Annotated in this window: 20 protein-coding genes; 14 read left to right on the top strand and 6 right to left on the bottom strand. The window is 68.5% G+C overall.

Annotation, left to right across the window (positions count from 1 at the left end):
- Positions 1-88 precede the first annotated feature (88 nt).
- Entirely contained in the window at positions 89-805 is a 717-nt protein-coding gene (locus LR394_RS06100) for an SDR family NAD(P)-dependent oxidoreductase (protein WP_231439396.1), read from the bottom strand.
- Positions 806-913: 108 nt separating this feature from the next.
- Between LR394_RS06100 and LR394_RS06095 the strand changes: the two genes are divergently transcribed.
- The 4 genes from LR394_RS06095 to LR394_RS06085 are packed head-to-tail and all read left to right on the top strand — an operon-like array spanning position 914 to position 2710.
- Complete coding sequence (locus LR394_RS06095; RefSeq protein WP_231439395.1) at positions 914-1306, top strand: winged helix-turn-helix transcriptional regulator; 393 nt, start codon at positions 914-916, stop codon at positions 1304-1306.
- A gap of 2 nt (positions 1307-1308) precedes the next feature.
- The gene (locus LR394_RS41275) at positions 1309-1440 is read left to right on the top strand and encodes a hypothetical protein (protein ID WP_269328760.1); all 132 of its coding nucleotides are present in this window, start codon (positions 1309-1311) and stop codon (positions 1438-1440) included.
- A complete protein-coding gene (locus LR394_RS06090) occupies positions 1440-2117 on the top strand; it encodes a DsbA family oxidoreductase (RefSeq protein ID WP_231439394.1) in 678 nt (225 codons plus the stop codon). Before LR394_RS41275 ends, LR394_RS06090 begins: the two co-directional genes overlap by 1 nt.
- Positions 2114-2710, top strand: coding sequence for a TetR/AcrR family transcriptional regulator (locus LR394_RS06085; RefSeq protein WP_231439393.1), 597 nt, complete (start codon positions 2114-2116; stop codon positions 2708-2710). The genes LR394_RS06090 and LR394_RS06085 overlap by 4 nt, the downstream gene beginning before the upstream one ends.
- Before the next feature lie 56 nt (positions 2711-2766).
- Here the strand turns inward: LR394_RS06085 and LR394_RS06080 are convergent, their stop codons facing one another.
- Both LR394_RS06080 and LR394_RS06075 read right to left on the bottom strand, forming a co-directional pair.
- The gene (locus tag LR394_RS06080) at positions 2767-3033 is read right to left on the bottom strand and encodes a GlsB/YeaQ/YmgE family stress response membrane protein (RefSeq protein WP_231439392.1); all 267 of its coding nucleotides are present in this window, start codon (positions 3031-3033) and stop codon (positions 2767-2769) included.
- Positions 3034-3166: 133 nt separating this feature from the next.
- Entirely contained in the window at positions 3167-4045 is an 879-nt protein-coding gene (locus LR394_RS06075) for a hypothetical protein (protein WP_231439391.1), read from the bottom strand.
- 445 nt (positions 4046-4490) lie between these two features.
- On the opposite strand from LR394_RS06075, the gene LR394_RS06070 reads away from it, so the two are divergent.
- The 5 genes from LR394_RS06070 (at position 4491) to aroA (ending at position 9788) form a co-directional block, all read left to right on the top strand.
- Positions 4491-6767, top strand: a complete 2277-nt coding sequence (locus tag LR394_RS06070) for a rhamnogalacturonan lyase (RefSeq protein ID WP_407936998.1) — start codon at positions 4491-4493, stop codon at positions 6765-6767.
- Between the two features lie 146 nt (positions 6768-6913).
- Entirely contained in the window at positions 6914-7588 is a 675-nt protein-coding gene (locus LR394_RS06065) for a vWA domain-containing protein (RefSeq protein ID WP_231439388.1), read from the top strand.
- Positions 7589-7608: 20 nt separating this feature from the next.
- Positions 7609-7680 (top strand): KxYKxGKxW signal peptide domain-containing protein, encoded by a 72-nt coding sequence (locus LR394_RS43560; protein WP_407936997.1) that lies wholly within the window; start codon positions 7609-7611, stop codon positions 7678-7680.
- 367 nt (positions 7681-8047) lie between these two features.
- Entirely contained in the window at positions 8048-8431 is a 384-nt protein-coding gene (locus LR394_RS06060) for a hypothetical protein (RefSeq protein WP_231439386.1), read from the top strand.
- A gap of 58 nt (positions 8432-8489) precedes the next feature.
- A complete protein-coding gene (gene aroA, locus LR394_RS06055) occupies positions 8490-9788 on the top strand; it encodes a 3-phosphoshikimate 1-carboxyvinyltransferase (protein ID WP_231439384.1) in 1299 nt (432 codons plus the stop codon).
- 6 nt (positions 9789-9794) lie between these two features.
- Here the strand turns inward: aroA and LR394_RS06050 are convergent, their stop codons facing one another.
- A complete protein-coding gene (locus tag LR394_RS06050; RefSeq protein ID WP_231439382.1) occupies positions 9795-10586 on the bottom strand; it encodes a hypothetical protein in 792 nt (263 codons plus the stop codon).
- A 203-nt stretch (positions 10587-10789) separates the two neighbouring features.
- Between LR394_RS06050 and LR394_RS06045 the strand changes: the two genes are divergently transcribed.
- Complete coding sequence (locus LR394_RS06045; protein WP_231439381.1) at positions 10790-11185, top strand: hypothetical protein; 396 nt, start codon at positions 10790-10792, stop codon at positions 11183-11185.
- A gap of 3 nt (positions 11186-11188) precedes the next feature.
- Here LR394_RS06045 and LR394_RS06040 read toward each other — a convergent pair whose 3' ends face one another.
- Positions 11189-12070 (bottom strand): hypothetical protein, encoded by an 882-nt coding sequence (locus LR394_RS06040; RefSeq protein WP_231439380.1) that lies wholly within the window; start codon positions 12068-12070, stop codon positions 11189-11191.
- On the bottom strand, positions 12067-13794 hold the full coding sequence (locus LR394_RS06035; RefSeq protein WP_231439379.1) for a putative baseplate assembly protein: 1728 nt from the start codon (positions 13792-13794) through the stop codon (positions 12067-12069). Before LR394_RS06035 ends, LR394_RS06040 begins: the two co-directional genes overlap by 4 nt.
- Before the next feature lie 282 nt (positions 13795-14076).
- Here LR394_RS06035 and LR394_RS06030 point away from each other — a divergent pair, with 282 nt between their 5' ends.
- The 4 genes from LR394_RS06030 (at position 14077) to LR394_RS06015 (ending at position 19247) form a co-directional block, all read left to right on the top strand.
- Positions 14077-14655, top strand: a complete 579-nt coding sequence (locus tag LR394_RS06030) for a hypothetical protein (RefSeq protein WP_231439378.1) — start codon at positions 14077-14079, stop codon at positions 14653-14655.
- A gap of 198 nt (positions 14656-14853) precedes the next feature.
- Positions 14854-16836, top strand: a complete 1983-nt coding sequence (locus LR394_RS06025; protein WP_231439377.1) for an ATP-binding protein — start codon at positions 14854-14856, stop codon at positions 16834-16836.
- Between the two features lie 30 nt (positions 16837-16866).
- Positions 16867-17496: a Pvc16 family protein gene (locus LR394_RS06020; RefSeq protein ID WP_231439376.1), complete on the top strand. Its 630-nt coding sequence runs from the start codon at positions 16867-16869 to the stop codon at positions 17494-17496.
- Positions 17496-19247 carry a hypothetical protein gene (locus LR394_RS06015; protein ID WP_231439375.1) on the top strand — a complete coding sequence of 584 codons (1752 nt, stop codon included), beginning with the start codon at positions 17496-17498 and terminating at the stop codon, positions 19245-19247. The genes LR394_RS06020 and LR394_RS06015 overlap by 1 nt, the downstream gene beginning before the upstream one ends.
- Position 19248 lies beyond the last annotated feature (1 nt).

Below are 19248 nucleotides of genomic sequence, written 5' to 3'. Positions count from 1 at the left end.
TTTGCTCCGGTCGTTCAGGCCCGGATACACCTTCTGCCGCAGAACGGGGCGGCTCACCGAGACCGATCTCGGCGAGCCGCCCCGGCGTTCACCCGGCCGCTGCGGGGTAGAACAGTTCGGCCGTGTCCTTGCGCACGTACATGTCCCAGTAGAGGCCGGCGAGTTCATCGGGATCGGCCACCGGGAAGGACGGTTCGCCGTCGCCAGTCTCCAGCGGGCCCGCCTCGGCGGTCTCGCTGCGTTGGATCAGGGCGCCGATGGTCAGCATGCCCGCGTGAACGCCGGTGCCCTGCAGCTCGAGGTTGAGCGTGTGCATGAAGTTGCGGGCGGCGGCCATGGCCGGGCCGACGCCGCTCATGCCGGGCAGGGCAACAGCGGCGGTGAGGCCTTGGCTGAGCAGGATTGCGCCCTCGCCGCGCTCACGCATCTGCGGCAGCACGCCGCGCACGACCTCGATCGGGGTGAGCAGGAACAACGGGAGGAGCTTGTCCAGGGCTTCGGGGGTGAGCTCGACCGCGGGCGTGAAGGCGGTGTTGTTGCTGGCCGGACCGTAGTGGACGACGTCGATCCGGCCGAAGCGCTCGCGGATCTCGGCCAGTAGACCCGGGACGTTGGCCGGTTCGGACAGGTCCGCGCCGAAGGTCGCAGCTTCTACTCCCTCGGCCTTGAGTTCGGTGGCCAGGGCTTCGAGCCGGTCCAGCCGACGGCCGACCAGGGCGGTGCGGAATCCCTCCTGGCCGAACCGGCGGGCGAGCGCGGCGCCGAGGCCGGTGCCGGCTCCGAGGATGGCGATGACGCGGGACATATGGACGTTCCTTTCGGGGTGAACAGCTCTTCCGCAGGTTCTCAACGCAGGCTGGATTCATCCGTTCCAAATTTCCGGTACCCACTATTTGGTAAGTACTCTGCCGGGATGAGCGAACTGCCGCCTCTGACCCCGATCCCGGCCGACTGCGACGCGCGGGCGGTGCTCACCCACGTCACGAATAAATGGGGGACGCTGGCGATGCTGGCTCTGCGGGGCGGGCCGCGGCGCTGGAACGAGTTGCTGCGCGGGATCGACGGGGTGAGCGAGAAGATGCTTGCCCAGAACCTCAAGGCGCTGGTCGAGGACGGGTTCGTGATCCGTGAGCAGCGCCCGAGCATGCCGCCGCACGTGGTGTACTCGCTCACCCCCGAGGGCCTGGAGGTGGCCCACTTGCTGGCGGCGCTGGCCGAACGGGTGGCTGCGCACGTGGGGGAGAGCCTGCCCTGGGAACTCGAAGGGCTTCTTGACCCCACCGTCAAGATGGCCCAGACTTCTTGACCATGGAGTCAAGTTCTGTGCTGCCCGATGCGGCGGCGCCCTCGGAACCGGTCGTGCCGGTCCTGACCACCCTGACCGTGCTGAACCCCGGGCAGAGCGCCGACGTGTGCGGCCCGGACGGGGTGTGCGCCTGATGAGCAGCGCCTTCGGCCCGGCGGCCGACCCGATCACGATCGATGTCTGGAGCGACATCGTCTGCCCGTTCTGCTACCTGGGTGACGCCACCCTGCAGCAGGCGATCGACGCGTCCCCGCACGCGTCCTCGATTCAGGTCCGCTACCACAGCTTCCAGCTGCACCCGGATGCCGTGAAGCCGATGAAGACCATCGACTACCTGGTCGGCGTGCGCGGTTTCCCGGCCGAGCAGATGAAGGCCTCGCACGAGATGTTCCGGACCCGGGGCGCCGAGCTCGGGCTGGACTACCGGTTCGACGACGCGCTGGTGGCCAACACCAAGGACGCGCACCGGCTGATCCACTTCGCCAAGGCCCAGGGCCGCGAGCACGAGATGGTGATCCGGCTGTTCAAGGCCGAGTTCACCGACGGGCTGGACGTTTCCGACTTCGAGGTGCTGGCCGATCTGGCCGCCGAGATCGGCCTGGACCGCGCCGAGGCCGCCAAGGCGCTGGCCGAGAACGCGTACGAGCTGGAGTTTCAGGCCGACGTGCAGCAGGCGCAGGCGCTGGGCATCACCGGCGTGCCGTTCTTCGTGTTCGACAACAAGCGCGCGGTTTCCGGCGCTCAGCCGCTCGAGCTGTTCCAGCGGGCCCTGGACCTGTCCTGGCAGGACCGGGCGGCAACGTCCGCGTGAGCACTCCGGATCGCCCTCGGCGCGCGGATGCCCGTCGTAACGCCGAGGGCATCCGTCTGGCCGCTCTGGAAGTCTTCCGGACCGGCGGCCTGAGCACGCCTCTGGACGAGGTGGCGCGGGCGGCGGGGGTCAGCAAAGGGACGATCTACCACCGTTTCGGGAGTCGGCGCGGCCTGATCGACGCGGTGGTGGAGGATCTGGTAGCCGAGCGGATCCAGGGCATCGTTGCCGCGGTGGCCGAACTGGACGATCCGCTGGAGCGGTTCGAGCAGTACCTGCTGGGGATCTGGCTGCTGCAGTTCGACGAGCCGGCCGCCAACGACGTGCTGATGCGGGCCATGCCGGAGTCCGAGCCGCTGAGCGACCTGTGTTGCCATGCGCAGAATTTCGCGGCTCAGGTGCTGGCCGAGGCGCAGGCGGCGGGCCGGGTGCGGCCGGATCTGACGCCGGTGGACCTGAACCAGCTGATCCTGGAGCGCGGGGTAATCGTGCGGGCGTGCGATCAGCAGACCCGCGAGGATTTTCGACGTCGGCTGGGCCTGGTGCTCGACGGCCTGCGGGCCGGGGGATACCGGCAGTCAGAACCCGAGTGAGCAAAGGACGGCCGGGTCGCCTCCGTAGAGACGACCCGGCCGAACTGGTGCCTGGGTCAGCGGTTCACGGACCGGCGTGACCACATCGGCTCGATCACCGCGATCAGGACGGCGGCCGCCCCGATCTGCAGGATGTGCCGGATCCAGTCGATGCCCCGGGTGTCCTCGACACCGAAGGCACCGGCCAGCGCGTTGCCGATGACCGCGCCGAGCACGCCGAGCGCGATGGTCAGCCAGAGCGGGATGTGCTGCTTGCCGGGCAGGACGAGCCGGGCGAGGCAGCCGATGATGAGACCGGCGATGATGGCCCAGATGAACGACACGGGGGGACCTTTCCATTGGGCTGATGCGTTTGTCCCGGTGGGATGCCAAAACCGTATCGACGGATTCACAGGTTCGCACTTTATGCGCCAAAGGGTGCCCCTGAACTGGTAATTCAGCTGGGATTAAGGTTTCTCAGCCCTTCGGCAGGCCGGGGACGTGCCAGCCCTGGTAGTGCGCCGACACCTTCTTCTCCGACCTGGTGTGCAGACTGCGCACGGACTGCTGTTCCCACCCGCCGGTCTTCTTCCGCCAGACGTAGGTCGTGCTGACGATGTCCCAGCCGCGGTCGCCGGCATGGTCGCGGACTCCGTCGTGGAAGGTCACGGAGACGTTGCCGTTCTTGACCTTTCGGGTCACGCCGGAGAAGAGTCCGTAGGAGCTGCCCAGCGGCCACTGGCCGGGGAAGTACACCTCGGACAACGGTGACTTCACCAGGACCAGTCGGCCCTGGCGATAGGTCAGTGTCTTGTACCAGACCGTGTTGGCACCCACGGCGTAGGCGTAGACCAGTTCGGCGCCGCGCACACCGTCAATGCGGGCCGCACCGAAGTAGGCGCCCTGGCCGACGCCGCGCTCGATGCGCATCCGCTTGACCAGTAATCGCTTTCGAGCGGTGAGTACCCGGAACTGCAGCGAGGTCCGTGAGCTCTGGCGCACGCCGACCTCGTCCTTGGCGCCGTCTCCGTCCACGTCGATCTGCTTGACGATCCGGCAGTCGGCCAGACCGGAACAGGCGGTCCGGGGTGAAGGGGCGGCCTGGGCCGATTCGGTCGTTGCGACCAGTGATCCGGTGGTCAGTCCGGCGGCCAGGGCAGCGGTGGCGATGGCGCGGAAGACACGCATGACGAGCCTCTCGTTGGGGAAGACGGTCACCGGGGTATCGAACAGCGACCGGGCGAAGCCGAGGGGCGCCGAGCGGCTGTGCCCGTTCGGGCGATGCGGAACCCGGGCGTGCCGGGTGGGGCGGGCCGGAGCCCGGCGCCGGTCGGCCGGCTCGTTGAAACGGTTCACTCTGGATCGGGAAAACTGGGTAACCGCTTTCCGCAAGGCCGTTGACAGGGTGGAAAAGTCCGGGCAAAGCTGTGACGCACCGGCTACTGAATCGATTTACCGACCTGTCTCGACGTATCGGAGCCGAGTCCAGCGAGCCTGCGCCAGAAGCGGCCCGAGCTCGACGTGACCAGAGCAAGAGGTAAGAGGAGACCCAGTGACGAGTCCCCACCCGAGCCGCGACCGCCGCCCAGCGTCGCGCTGGCGCCTGAGCGCCGCCCGCCCCGACGAGAGCAACCCCGCGGCCGGGGGCAGCCGGGCCGATGCCGTCGAAGCCGGTTACCCCACCAGGGCTGATCACCGCGCCAGCGCCAACAGCGTTGCCCGGGCTGATCACCCCGGAACGCAACGTGCAGACCGTGGCGCGCACCCACGTCCCAAATTGGCAGCCAGCACCCTGCTCAAGGTGACCGTAGCCGCCGCGACCGGGGTAGGCCTGATCCTGGCGGGGACCCCCGCCTCGGCAGCCCCCGGCGAAAGCAAAGGCAGCAAGGTCCAGCTGGAAGACCTGGACCGTGGCCTGGTCGCGGCCAGCACCGACGAAGGCGTGTTCCTGAGTTGGCGCCTGCTCGGCGAGGAAGCCACCGGGCACTCCAAGACCGGCCTGACCGGCACGGACTTCAACGTCTACCGAGGCGGCAAGAAGATCGCCACGGTCAAGGACAGCACGAACTACCTGGACAAGACCGGCGATCCCAAGGCCACGTACCGCGTGGTGCCGGTGCGTAAGGGCTCGGAGTACGGCAAGAGCACCAGCGTGAAACCCTGGTCGGGGGAGAGCTACGACCTGCCCCTGAAGAAGCCGGCCGGGGGTACGACGCCGGCCGGGGAGGCGTACACGTATTCAGCCAACGACATGAGCGTGGGCGACGTGGACGGCGACGGCCAGTACGAGTACGTGGTCAAGTGGGACCCCAGCAACGCCAAGGACGTCTCGCAGATCGGCTACACGGGCAACACGTACATCGACACGTACCGGATCGACGGCACCCTGCTGCACCGCATCGACCTAGGGGTGAATGTCCGCGCCGGGGCGCACTACACGCAGTTCCTGGTCTACGACTTCGACGGTGACGGCCGCTCGGAGATGATGTTCAAGACCGCTCCCGGCACCAAGATCACCCGGTACAACAAGGCCGGCAAGGTGACCTCGGAGAAGTTCATCACGCTGCCCAAGCGCGACACCCAGGCCGGGGTCAAGCACTCCGACGACTATCGGCTCAGCAAGTCGGGGTACTACGCGCACGTCGTGGACATGTTCCAGAACTGGCAGAAGCACTCCGAGGTCAAGGCCGGGAACTGGCCCAAGACCCTGGAGGAGGCCTTCGGGATCGAGCCGCAGTACCAGTACCCGCTCAGCAAGGCCGACGCCGAGAAACTGACCGACTACTTCATGGACGTCTACGCCCCGGCCCGCAGCACCCGCAACGTGCTGCGTGACTTCGAGGGCTTCATCGTGGACGGCCCGGAGTACCTGACGGTGTTCGACGGCGCCACGGGCAAGGAACTGCAGACCGCCGACTACAAGCCCGGCCGTACCGACGACGGCCTGCTGTGGGGCGACTACGCGATGGCGCGGATCGAGCCGGGCAACCGGGTGGACCGCTTCCTCAGCGGCGTGGCCTACCTGGACGGCAAACGTCCGTCTGCGGTGTTCGCCCGGGGGTACTACACCCGCACGACGCTGGTGGCCTACGGCTGGAACGGCAAGAAGCTGACCGAGCAGTGGTACGTGGACAGCGGCTGGACCCCGATGAAGAACCCGTTCAACGACGGCCCGCACGGGGTGGACGGCACCAGCAAGGAGTTCGGGAAGATCACCACGCAGGGCTTCCACTCGCTCAGCGCGGCGGACGTGGACGGCGACGGTAAGCACGAGATCGTCTACGGAAGCGCAACGATCGACCACGATGGAAGCCTGCTGTACTCGTCCTTTGCTGAAATGCCGGAGGGGAGCGCAACGCCCGGGGTACAGGCGCGGCTCGGACACGGCGACGCCATGCACGTGGCCGACATCGATCCCGACCGCCCCGGCCTGGAGATCTTCACCGTGCACGAGGGCGGCACGTACGCCCCCTACGGCATGGCGATGCGCGACGGAAAGACCGGCGAGGTGCTCTTCGGTACCTACTCCGGGCGCGACACCGGGCGCGGCATGATCGGCGACGTGCTGCCGGAAGAGCCGGGCATCGAGTCCTGGGCGAGCATGCCCGGCGGCTCCGAGGCCCTGGGCCTGCACACCGCCAAGGGCAAGGTGGTCACCGACACCATCCCTGGCACCAACCAGAGCATCCGCTGGGCCGGCGACCTGACCACCCAGCTCCTGAACGGCTCGCTCGAGGTCACGCCGACGATCGACGACTGGAAGCGGGGCACCCTGCTGACGGCCACCGGCACGCTGGCCAACAACCACACCAAGGGCAACGCCGGCCTGATCGCCGACGTGTTCGGTGACTGGCGCGAGGAACTGCTGGTGCGCACCGCGGACAGCTCGGCGATCCGGATCTACCTGAGCACCGAAGTCACCCAGCACAAGCTGTACACGCTGATGCACGACCCGCAGTACCGGGCCGAGATCGCCCGGCAGCAGACCACCTACAACCAGCCTGCGTACCCGAGCTTCTACCTGGCTTCGGACATGTCTCTGGCTGACTGGTCGAAGGTTCCGCTGACCCGGCGCTGAAACCCGGTGATGCCCGCCCAGCGAGTTCGGCTGGGCGGGCATTGCTGTGCAACGAGTGCGGCGCGGGCATCGTTTGTCTGCTTGGGGACGGTTCACGCACCATCCGGGGTGCCGGCACCGTCCGGATCGAAGGGGACACGAAAACGATGACCGACCCGAACTTCACCGCAATCGCCGTGGTCATGGACCGTTCCGGCTCGATGGCCGGCATTGCCCGGGACGCCGAGCAGGCCCTGGCGGCCTTCATCGCCGAGCAGGCCGGGCTCCCGGGCCGGTGCACCATCCGGCTGGCCGATTTCGACACGGAGTACACCACGGTCTACCCGTCCACCCCGATCGACCAGGCTCCCGCGTACGAGCTGCGACCTCGGGGAGGCACGGCGCTGCTGGACGCGCTGGGCCGGACCATCACCGAATTCGGCGAAGAGCTCGCCGCGCTGCCGGAGGATCAGCGCCCGGGAAACGTGGTGCTGGTGGTGCAGACCGACGGTCACGAGAACTCGTCGCAGGAGTGGACTCACGAACAGGTCCTTGCCTCGATCACCCGGCAGAGCGATGAATACGGCTGGAACTTCGTGTTCCTGGGGGCCAACCAGGACGCCATCGACGCCGGCGGTCGGCTGGGCTTCAAGGCGGAGGCGTCGATCACTTACGCGGCCAGCGGCGCCGGGGTGAGGTCGGCGATGAAGTCGGCCAGTTCCTACGTGGGGGCTGCTCGCCGGGGCGAGGCAGCCGGTTTCACCGCTGCGGATCGGCAGGCGGCCACTTCGGAGCCTCAGCCGCAGCCGGAGCGGTCTTCGCGGCGGCGCTTCGGTAGCTGATCGCGGCTTGCGCGGCGTGGTTGGCCAGTCACAAATCGGGGACGTTGTGGCTGGCCGCCGCGGTAGCGGCACTTGGGTACCGAGGCCCCTGATGACCGTTCGTCCCCTGGATGATCAGTAGTAATAGGCAAATTCGTGGGTCCCATCACGCGCATCCGCCGCTCGGGGCCCGGGCGGTCCGGCCGACCCTGAGCACAAATGCTGCACCAGGTGACCAGAGGCGTTCGCCACGTAACCGCATTACTGCCGTGGTCTTTCGCGACCAGGGGAAACCCCTATAGGCGAAAATCCCGCCGATGTGGGAATGTTCGCCCCGTGAAACCGACGCCCAAGGTGGCGACGGTGCAGTATGCGGGAGGGGAACCCTAAGTGCGTGGTCGTGTGCTCAGAGCACTCGCGGTAGCGGTCGCCGTGGGGGCGAGCACCGTAGGGTGTGGAGCCCTGCAGGAAAACAGCCAGGTGCAGCGGCAGATGGTGGAAGCGGCCTACGCGCAGACCAGCCCCGGCGTGCGCCTGGCGCTGCCGGTCGAGCTGCCCAAGGACTACCAGCTCAAGCGCTTCTGGTCGGTCGCCAACGTCTACGACGGGGCGGGCCGGCTGAGCTCGGTCGCGCGCAGTGCCGAGTTCTCCGGCCCGCACGGCACGGTGCGGGTCTGCGAGGAGCTGGAAGAACTGCCCGGCCGGATGTGTCCCAAGTCCAACGTGGGCATCACCGAGACCAAGGACGGCCTGGTCCGCACCGTCTCGATGGCCTCCGAGGACCACGCCGACCCGCGGGCGGTCTGGGGCGAGGTCGCCTACTCGGCCGCGCTGGACGACTGGTCCTGGCTGAGCAACGTCTGATCCGACGCGCCGGGAAAACCGCTGGAGTGCGCCCGGCCGGATGCTCGATCATGCCAGCGTGACGCTGCCCCGCGAATCCTGGCCCAAGTCTGTGACGATCACGCCCCTGACGAGCCCACCGGACGTCACGCTGAACCCACCAGGCTCCAAAAGCATCACCAATCGGGCGTTGTTGTGCGCGGCGCTGGCCCAGGGGAGCAGCACGGTCTCCGGGGTGCTGCTGGCCGACGACACCGAGGCGATGCTGCACAGCGTGCAGGGTCTGGGTGCCGGACTGGATCTGGATCGCGACCGGTGCCGGGCGGTGGTGCAGGGCCGGGACCCGCGGACCGACCACTCGGCCGTGACTCTGCAGGCGCGGTCGTCGGGAACGACGTCGCGTTTCGTCCTGCCCGTGGCGGCGGTTCGAGCCGGCCGAACCACGGTCGACGGTACTGAGCAGCTCCGGGCCCGTCCCTTCGGTCCGCTCCTGGATGCGCTGCGCGGGCTCGGCGGCCGGCTCGAGGGATCAGGACCAGCGGCCGACCGGCTCCCGGTGCAGGCCGCCGGTGGCGCGGTCGGCGGTGAGGTCTGCGTGCCCGGCCATCTCAGCAGCCAGTTCCTGTCCGGGCTGCTGATGGCGGCGCCCCTGATGGAGAAGGGACTGCATCTGACGCTGTCATCGCCCCTGGTCTCGGTTCCGTACGTGACCATGACGATGGCGGTCATGGAGGCCTTCGGCGTGCAGGCGACCCGCGAGGACGACGGCAGCTTCCGGGTCAGTCCTCAGGCGTACCAGGCCGCGAACTTCACGATCGAACCCGACGCCAGCGCCGCGTCCTACCTCTTCGGCGCGGCCGCGATCAGCGGTGGCCGGGTCACCGTGGAGGGCCTCGGAACCGGCGCTCTGCAGGGCGACCTCGAGTTCGTGCGAGTGCTCGAGCAGATGGGCGCCACCGTCACCATGACCGCCACCAGCACCACCGTGCAAGGTCCGTCGGTGCTGCGCGGGGTGGACATCGACATGCGCGACATCTCCGACACGGCCCAGACCCTGGCCGCGGTGGCCGTCTTCGCCGACCGGCCGACCCGGGTGCGCGGCATCGGGTTCATCCGTGCCAAGGAGACCGACCGGATCGGCGCCGTCGTCACCGAGCTACGGCGGGCCGGCATCGACGCGGTCGAGCACGACGACGGCTTCACCGTGAACCCCGGCCGCCCGGTCCCCACCGCCTTCGAGACCTACGACGACCACCGGATGGCGATGAGCCTGGCGCTGCTCGGCCTGAAGGTGCCCGGCGTGGTCGTCCTCGACCCGCAGTGCGTGTCCAAGACCTACCCGAACTTCTTCGACGACCTGGCCCGGGTGGGGAAGTAGGACTCGTCAGCGCTCGGGTTCGAGGACGGTCTCGGCGTCGCCGCAGCTGACCCCGTAGGCGTTCTTGTACTTGGGCGAGTCGTAGTCGAGGTTGCCGAGATCGGTGATCTGGCCGTTCGTGGCCTTGGTGCCGTTCTCGCCCAGGTCGATCCGGGTGCGGATCACCTGGTCGCTGTTGTCGATGTCGTCCGGGGTGGAGTTGAAGCCCGCGAGGTAGAGGTCGTCGCCGTCCTTCAGGCAGGCGACTCCGGTGCCCATCCCGTTGATGCCCAGGTCGAACTTGTACTGGTTGCCCTGCACGTTGAGGCTGGGGACGATCTCGCAGTCGACCACGGCGTACAGGACCGCGCTGTAACCGGTGGCCAGCAGGATGATCGCGGTCTCGTCGTCCAGGCGGTTGGCCACCGCCGTCGCCGAGGCCTTCTCCACCTGGTCGGCGGTGAAGCTGGTGGAGAAACTGGCGCCGCTGGCGGTGCGCACCCCGAGCAGGCGCTTGTCACCCTTGATCGCGAGCCAGATCTGATCGGTCTGCCCGTCGCCGTCCAGATCCCCGGCCTCGGCCACCGCGGCGTCGGCCGGGATGTCGGTGCCGCCCACCATGCAGCCCGCGGCGCCTCCGGTGCTGCCGCCCGAGCCGGCCGGATCGGTCAGCACCGGTCCGGCGGTCGCGTCCACCACGGTCTGGACCGAGGGCTCCCCCTGGCCACAGGCGGTCAGAGCCAGCAGCGCAGCCGCGCCGGCCGACGTCGCGCCCAGCAACCGGCGTCGGCCGGGCGGGATGCTGCGGGGGCTGAACATGGATCTTCCCTTTCCTGGTCACCGGGCGGGCCCGAAGCTTTGGATGCGGCGGATCCCGGAAAAGTTCACCGCTCCCGGAACGACCTTAAAGCCCGTGCTCGAGGCCGAGCGCCACAGAGCTGCTTCGCCGGGTAGGCTTGGGGCGGTTTCACCCGGGGCCGCCTGGGACCCGTGGGGCCGAAAAAGCAATAACTGGAGGACGCGTGCGGCTGGGCATCGTTGCTGTCATCGGTTTGGTCGTCGCGCTCGCGGGCTGCGGTCAGGAGGACGCGATCGAGGTCAGAACCTCCGGCGCGACCCCGGCAGCCACCCAGGACTGCGGTGAGTCGGTGCTGCAACAGGGCGAGCGGATCAGCGAGCAGGCGGCCGACTGCTTCCTGGACGCGGTCGATGCGCACAGCCCGGCCAGCCTCGAGGTCAGCTTCCCCACCACCGAAGGCGACCTGATCCAGCAGACCTACGAGTCGCTGGAGACCGGCAAGGTCGAGGTCACCACCGACACCACGCAGGACCGGTACGGCTCGGGCGAGGTGCAGACCCAGGTGTGCAGCGGGCCGGTGCGTTCCTCGTTCGCGTTCACCTTCACCACCTGCGCCTGACCTTCAGCTGAAGATCAGATAGCCCGCCACCGCCAGGGCCACCAGCACCGCCGCGATCAGCAGATCGGGCAGGGGCGAGCGCCGGGGTTCCTCGAGCGTGGGGGCATCCGGCGTCCGAAGAGTTTTCATGGTGCAGCCGCAGCGCGGACACGTCTCCAGGACGGTCGCGCTGGGCTCGGCGCAGGTAGGGCAGACGATCGCGGAACCGACCGCAACACCGCCGGCGCCGGGAAGACGCTTTGCTTCACCCGGGACAGTGGTTGGTGCGACGGGCTCGAAAAGGGGCGGGAGAACGTCCTCTGATCCGCCGTCACCGCAGAACGGGCCACCCGGAACCGCAACGTAAGTTGCGACGTCCTCGGCGGTTTCCGGTTCGGCGGGCTGCGGGAGCGGGCCGGTGAACAACTCGGCGGGCTCGTCGGGGGTCGGCACCACGATCAGCTCGACCTCGACGCCGAGCGGAACCTCGGCGCGGATCAGGTCCAGGACGGCCTGACGGTCAGACGCCTGCGGCAACGGCATCCGCACCTGGACCCACTGGGGGTTGCGGCGAGGGCACTCGTCCTCGCGGTACACGCCACCACCGTCAGCTATTTCGACTGGATAACCGCCCGACAGTTCCTGCAGGAGTTCACGCAGGCTCGTGTGCGTACCGCGGGCGCTGAGGGCCCGGGCGTAAGCGCGGATCCAGGCGCGCTGGTCGAGAGGACGGTCTGGCGCAGCGACCCAGCGGCCCAAAGCCTGCACCATCGGGGCGGGTGCAACATGCAGATCGGCCGCCTGCTCGAGGTTCTCGCCGGCCTTGACCAGAGTCTCGACGATCGCGGTCAGGCCGGCCGTGACGTCCTCGCGCAGGGCCAGCCGGTCCGGGGCGGGGGCGCTCAAAGCGTCACCACGATCATCTCGGCCAGGAGAAACAGGCTGTCAGCATCGAGTTCCAGGGTTTCCCGGGCCGGCCCGACCCGGGTCTGGAGGCGACAGTCGTAGGCGTACAGACGGACGTCTTCGATTGAGGTGACCCCGCCGGTCGCCCGGATCCGGTCAGCCACGGCCCTGGTGGTGAGGGGCTGGTCGAAGGGCCAGCTCCCGTCGATCGGGTCCAGCCAGGTTCGCAGCCTCGTGTGAACGTCGCGGACGGCCTGGTCGGTGTGCACCTGGATCGTGCACTCCAGCGCGACCCCGATGTAGTACGGCGTGGTCAGTTCGATGCTGGTCCCGATCACCCGCTGAGCCTCCACCGCGTCGGTCAGCTGCGTGAGCAGGCCCTCTTCCAGCGCGAAATCGTCGATTGACCGGAAGGTGCCCGCCGGCGGCCGGTGGGGAACGATCATCAGCTGAGCCGGTTGGTCGGGCTGACTGGCCGGAAGGCAGCGGGCGCGGGCGACACGCGGGCTGGTCGCCAGGGCAACCTGCTCGTAGTCCGCGGCGGTGACCGCGCGCTGCCCGGTGCGCAGGGTGAGCGGACCCCGGATCCGGAACTGCTCCAGCGTTTCGGCATCACTGCCCCCGGTGGCAGCTTTCCGGTTCGTCACACCGGCGATTCGGGGTAGCGCGGTCAGCGGGGTGGTGAGGGTGTGCGCGGCGACATTGCCCGCAACGCCACCGCCCACCCGGTACTTCGTGACCCAGATCAGAGCGTCGGCCGGTGGCACGGCGCCCTGCTGCTTGACCCAGCCGTCGGGCTGCCGGACGGCCGGACCGAACTGGATCGCCGCGTCCCAGACGAAATGACGATCGGTGGGGCCGCTACGACTGAAGTCCGCCACCTCCGTCCACAGGTCTTCTCCGTCGGGCCCGGTGACCGCCACCTGCTCTCCGTGCTGGCGAGGGGCCACGGGGCTCTGGGAGGTGGTGAAGGTTTGTCCCGGCTGCCCGTTGCTGTGCCCCAGGACCTCGGCGGACACGAGTTCGGAATGCTCGGCCGGGGTCGTACCGCCGATGACCGCCACGGTGACCTTGCCGGCGCCTGCCCCAACGGCCTGGATCCAGTAGGCGTCGCACTCGGCGATCGTGCGGCGGCCCAGGAATCGGGGCATCAGCAGCTCGAACTCGCCGTTGTGCGCGCGGTGCACCGGGATCGGGATCCAGTCGTGGCCGGTCCAGGCCTGCCAGCGCACTGTTTCAGCCGATTCCTCGAGCCTGAGCCGCAGGGTGTGCCCGGACAGGGGTTCGGCGAAGCCCAGGTTCAGGGCGTCTGCGGTAGGGATGACGCGGGTGAGCGTGGGCGGGGCCAGCACCAGATCCTCGAGCGTGCTGAACACGACGCCGGATGCTGCGGCGACCTGGCTGCCGGCCGGAATGCGCAGCTCCCGCTCCAGCTCGTCCTCAAGCCGGAACGTCAGGTCGCAGGTGGCGACTCCCGGGGCGAACGGCCGAACCCCGAGCAGATCGAGAAACTGCAGATGCAGGCGTTCCGGCACCTGGTTGAGCCGGTGCGTGAACAGGTCGCACATCCGGGCGAAGAGCTCGGTGAGCTCGCCGTGCTCCTCGCCGAGCACCTCACGGGCCTCGTCGACGAAGTCCTGAAACGTGCGGTCCTCCAGCAGAGCAGAACGCGATTCGCCGGCTCCGGCGGCGATCGTAGCCAGAGTCTTGTCGTCGCCGTCCACCCTGACTTACTCGTCGTTGTGCGCCCGGCCTTGAGCCGACGTACCCGACTTCGCGGTGAGGAGTGTCGCTGATTTAGGACGCTTCGGGCTGGGCAGCCGGGTGCCATCGCAAGTGCTCCTACGTGCAACAGGCGACTGAGGGGAATTGGGAATATCCCGATTCATGTGGCATATTCCTGATCACGGAGTGGCGCGCTCCGCAAGGGGTCGAGAAGCCGTCTGGCGGCACAGCGAGGTGTCTCGGGTGGTCAGTACTGGAAGCCGAACACGGGGAGCAGTTTGATGGCCAAGCTGAAGGACCGGATGACCACCGTAGAGAACGTGCTGGGCCTGGAGAAGGGCGTCGTCACGGCGCCGGAGGGTAGCCTGATCGCCGTGGTGCGATCTCACAGCAAGATCCTCGAAAAGCAGCAGGACGTCTTGTTCGAGCTGCGTACGGGGCAGGCCGGACTCCGGGACGACGTGGCCGAGCTGAAGGCCGGCCAGGTCGAGCTGGGGGCCGGACAGGACCGCTTGCGAGCCGATGTCCGCGAGGTCAAGGCCGACGTTGCCGAGCTGAAGGCCGGGCAGGAGGAGCTGAAGGCCGATGTTGTCGGGCTGAAGGCCGGGCAGGAGGAGCTGAAGGCCGATGTTGTCGGGCTGAAGGCCGGACAGGAGGAGCTGAAGGCCGATGTTGTCGGGCTGAAGGCCGGACAGGAGGAGCTGAAGGCCGATGTGAGCCAGCTCAAGACCGATGTGAGTGGGCTCAAGGCTGACATGGTGGAGGTGAAAGCCGAGATCGGTGGGCTGAGGGGCGATTTTCAGCGCGTCATCGGCATGATCACCGACCTGGCGATGCGAGTGGCGCCGGGCAAGGAGTAGCCGAACCGCTGTCTCTTCGGTGCCTCGCTGTCGCCAGACAGCGGGGCACCGACGCTTTGCCCTGTCCTTGAGCCGACCTACCCGACTGTGCGGTCCGGGGTGTGGGTGCCACGCCGGATTCACCGCACGATCCTCCCTTTCGCCAGATACTCAGGAGTTGGAGGGGATTGGTGATGCTGCCTGGCTAATCTCGCCCGCATGGGGGATGGAATCGCGCCACGCTGGCAACGCTTCCTGGGCGGGCTGGATGCCGCAGTGCAACGCCGTGTGCATCTGCGGGAGCAGTCGATCGCGCAGGGCAAGGCGCCGGCCGGTGACGTCGATGCGCTGCTGGGCAGCCAGCTCGCCGTGGTGGAGGCGTGGAACGGTGCGCCGGTGCTGTTCGGTCAGCTCGATCAGGCGCTGGACGAGCTCGGCGGGGCAGCTGGGCTGAGCCACTTCGAGAGCGATCTGCTGGCGGTGCTGGTGGCCGCCGACATCGACCCTTCGCTGGCGGTGGCGCTGGACCAATTGCGCCCGGCCGGTCATCAGGTCGACCGGCCCACCATCGGCGCGGTTCTGGAGGTGCTCGGCGTGGCCAACGTCGAGCCTGCGGTCCGAGCGGGGCTTCGGGCCGGGGGAGCGTTGTCCCGGACCGGCCTGATGTCGGTTCAGGGCAGCGGCCCGTTCATGGGGCGCACGCTGGTCCTGCCCGACCGGGTGGCCGGGCACCTGCTGGGCGATCACCAGCCGGACGCTGAGCTGGCCCCGCTGCTGGCCAACGCGGTGCCGCTGGACTGGCCGGGTGGTGACGACCTCACGCGGTACTGGCAGGAAGGCGCGAGCCTGATCTGGGTGCACGGCCCGGCCAGCGCGGCCGGAGTCTCGATGGCCGCCGGGGCTGCGGCCCAGCACGGCCTCGAGGTGATCACCGTGGACCTGAGCCGTGCACCGGCCGAGAACCTCCACGCCGTGGTCGGGGCTGCAGTGCTGGAAACGGTGCTACGTGGGGGCGTCCTCATCGTCGTCGGGCTACCTGTGGCCGAGACCGATCACGCCACCCCGGCACTGCTGCACCGGCTTTCGGTGGCCCGGATCCCGGTGGTCGTGGTCGCCGAGACCGCGTGGGACCCACACTGGGCCTCCTGGCTCCCTCCGATGGTGGCCGCGCCCCGGCTGGACGAGGACGATCGGCGCAGTCTCTGGGCCGCCCACTGCGACGAACCGGACCGTGACCTGCTCGCCCTGCGGGTCACCCCGGAAGAGGTCCGCACGGTCGTCGACCTGGCCCGGATCGACACCGGTGAGATCACCTCGCAAGGTCTGCTCACGGCCGCCCGCCGGCTGAGCGACCAGGCCGGGGTGATGCGCCGGGCCGACGTGACCCTGGACGACCTGGTGCTGACCCCGGCGACCCGGGCCGGGCTTGAGGAGATGATCAGCTGGGGCCGGCACCGCGACGCGGTACTCGCGCAGGGACCTCTGATGGGCAAAGGACGCGGGCGGGGGATCGCGGCCCTGTTCGCCGGCGGCTCGGGCACCGGCAAGACGCTGGCCGCCCAGGCGGTGGCCGGCAGCCTCGGGCTCGACCTGTACCAGGTGGATCTCGCTTCGGTGGTGGACAAGTACATCGGTGAGGCCGAGAAACGCCTGGCCCGGATCTTCGCCACGGCGGAACGGCTGAACTGCGTGCTGTTCTTCGACGAGGCCGACTCGCTGTTCGGCGCCCGCACGGCCGTGCAGGACGCCCACGACCGCTACGCCAACCTCGAAGTGTCTTACCTGCTGCAGCGGCTGGAACAGTTCGACGGGCTGGTCGTGCTGGCGACGAACCTGCGGGGCAACGTCGACGCCGCCTTCACTCGCCGGCTGCACTTCATTCTCTCGTTCCCCGAGCCGGACGAGGCCGGGCGAATGTCGCTGTGGGACACGCATCTGCGCAACGTGGCGGTGTTCGATCCCGGTGATCCGGTGGACACCCTGGCCTTGTCGGCGGTGGACGGTCTGACCGGCGGGGTGATCCGCAACGTCGTTCTGGCGGCCGCTTTCAATGCTTTCGGCGACGGTGACGGAGCGGTCGGTCAGCGGCATCTGGTCACAGCCCTGGAGCGTGAGCTGCGGAAGATGGGGCGGCGCAGCTCGATGCTGCCCGGCCCCCGACGAGCACTGCTTGAAGACGTGGGTGCGCCCGGTGCGCGCTGAAGTCGGCTTCGGGGACGGGGAGGCGGAACAATGCCAGTAATCGCGCTGGAGCACGCTTTCGAGATCTGGCTGCGCGACGAGCTCCCGCTGCCTGAGGAGGTCGGTGACGTCTCGTTCGAGAGTCCGGAAGGCACCTGGGGCAGCTCGATCACCCGTCCCACGATCAATCTCTTCCTCTTCGACGTCTCCCGGGCCGCTCAGCCGGCCGTGGCCCCATCACCCCGACGCGATGCCACCGGTGTCGTGGTGCAGGACCGGGCCGCACCCGCGATGTCGTTCTGGTACCTGGTCAGTGCCTGGGGCGGCGGCGTCCGGGAAGAACATCAACTGCTGGGGGACGCCGTCAAAGCCGCGCTGCGATCGTCCTCAATCAGTGTTCCGGCGAAGTACCCCGGCCTGATCGGGCCGGCCCAGGTCGCGCTCGCCGACGCCAGTCAGGTACGAGGGCGGGATCTGTGGGGCAACCTCGGCGGAAAGTTGCGCCCGTCGGTGGTGTTCGTGGCTACGGCCGCGGTCGCGCTGGACAAGCAGACTAGAGTCGCTCCGCCGGTCGAGCGAGTCCGGATCGACGTGGCTCCGGTTCGGCCGAGTTCGGATGAACCGAGCCGGTGGTCGGTGTGGTTCGGCCAGAATCGCTCGCGCGTCCGGGAACCCCGCTGATGGACGTCTCGCTGCTGAACGACGAGATCAGGCTGGAGCCGGATGTTCCCACCGAGCTCCTGGTCGATGTCGTCAACACCGCCGACGTCATCGACGTGGTCCAGCTCGATCTCACCGGGGCCCCGGGGGCGACGTCGCATCTGGAGAGCACGCCCACGCTCTTCCCGGGCGAGCGCCGCAGGCTTCCGCTGCGGGTGCGACTGCCGGCCCAGATGCCGGCGGGCCGGCACGAACTGGCGGTCCGGGTCCGGCCCACCGCCACCGACAAGAGCCGCGAGGCCGCTCTCACCGTCGATGTCGACCCAAAACCGGCCATGGTCGTCGGTGTTCACCCATCGGTGCGTAAGGCCGGACGCCGCACTGTTTTCCCGCTCACGGTGGCCAACCGCGGAAACACTCCGCTGCTGGTGCAGCCCCGGCTGGTCGAGGTGCCCGACGGCGTGGGAGTCAGCTTCGAGCCGAACGAGTTCACGCTGCAGCCCTGGCAGACCGGTAGGTCCTTGATCCGGGTGCGAGGGCCCCGCAACCTGGTCGGGGCAGCCCTGGAGCATCCGCTCGACCTGCGCGTGACGGCGTTCTCGGTCACGCCCGGGCAGCCGTTGCTGCAGCAGGAGCTGAACCGGGACCTGCAGCTGACCTATCGGCAGAAGGCGCGGTACAGCACCTGGCTGCTGTTCTCGATCGGGCTCGTCGTGATGCTGACGATCTGGTGCGTGCTGGCCTACCTGGGGATGAAGCGGTTCGTCGAGGCTTCGGCCGTACCGCTGAAACTGGCCCCGGGCCTGGCCGGGCAGGGCCGCCTCGACGAAGAGGTCCCCAGGGACGTCTCCATCACGATCTCCGGCACGGTCCTGTCCAAGTTCGACGGCTCACCGGTTGCCGGGGTGACGGTTCTGGCCTGCGACGCCGAAGATCCGCAGCTACGCCCACGGCGGAACGCTCTCTCGGGGCGAGCGTTTCGGCCGAGATGCGAGCGAGGTGGCCAGAAGCTGGATCGCCACAGCCGGGAGGTCGATCGGTCCGGCAAGGCCGTCGAGCAGGACGTGAGCGCGGCCGACGGAACCTGGTGGATCGAGAACATCTCACCCGGAAAGTACTGGCTCACCTTCGATTCTCCGCACGCCCGCGACCTGCAGACGCCCTCCTACTGGTACACGTACTCCTGCACTCTGGCCCAGCAGGTGCCGAGCCGGCCGGGCGAGTATCGCCTGGCGGTGCGCACGAGCGAGGATCTGGTGGGAGAACGCGTCCGCGTAGTTGCTACTCCAAGCACGAAGACGACGAGTACTCCCGTTCCCACTGCAACCGAAGCGGTCGAGACCGACCCGCAGTGTCCCGACGCCCGGGAACCTCTCGACGAAACACCGGCGGCGCCCACTCCGTCAGCGGTCCCCGGGAACCAGCGCGAGCAAATGACGAGCCACCTGGAAACATCCTCGAGGAGAGCCGTCCTCGTTGCCTTGCCGCCCGCTGACGGCAATCCGGGTCCGCTGCCGGAGGGTACCGGCCGTCCCGTCACCGAGCGTCCTCGTGATGGTGCTCAGGACGAGGCCTTGGCCGAACCAGACCTGACCGGCGCCGCCACAGCCACTCTGCATCTGAAGGGACTGCAGGTTCCCGGCCGTTACGACCTGACCATCCAGGTCGGTGGCCGCACGATGCTGGTGCGCGATGTTCCCGTGCAGCCTGGAAAGAACCGCGGTGTGACGACGTACCGGTTCAGCCCTGCAGACGACGAGGCGGTGCGGTGAC

It is taken from the genome of Kineosporia babensis (assembly GCF_021129305.1).
GTDB classification, from domain to species: domain Bacteria; phylum Actinomycetota; class Actinomycetes; order Actinomycetales; family Kineosporiaceae; genus Kineosporia; species Kineosporia babensis.
This window is presented reverse-complemented; position numbering and strand designations above follow the sequence as displayed.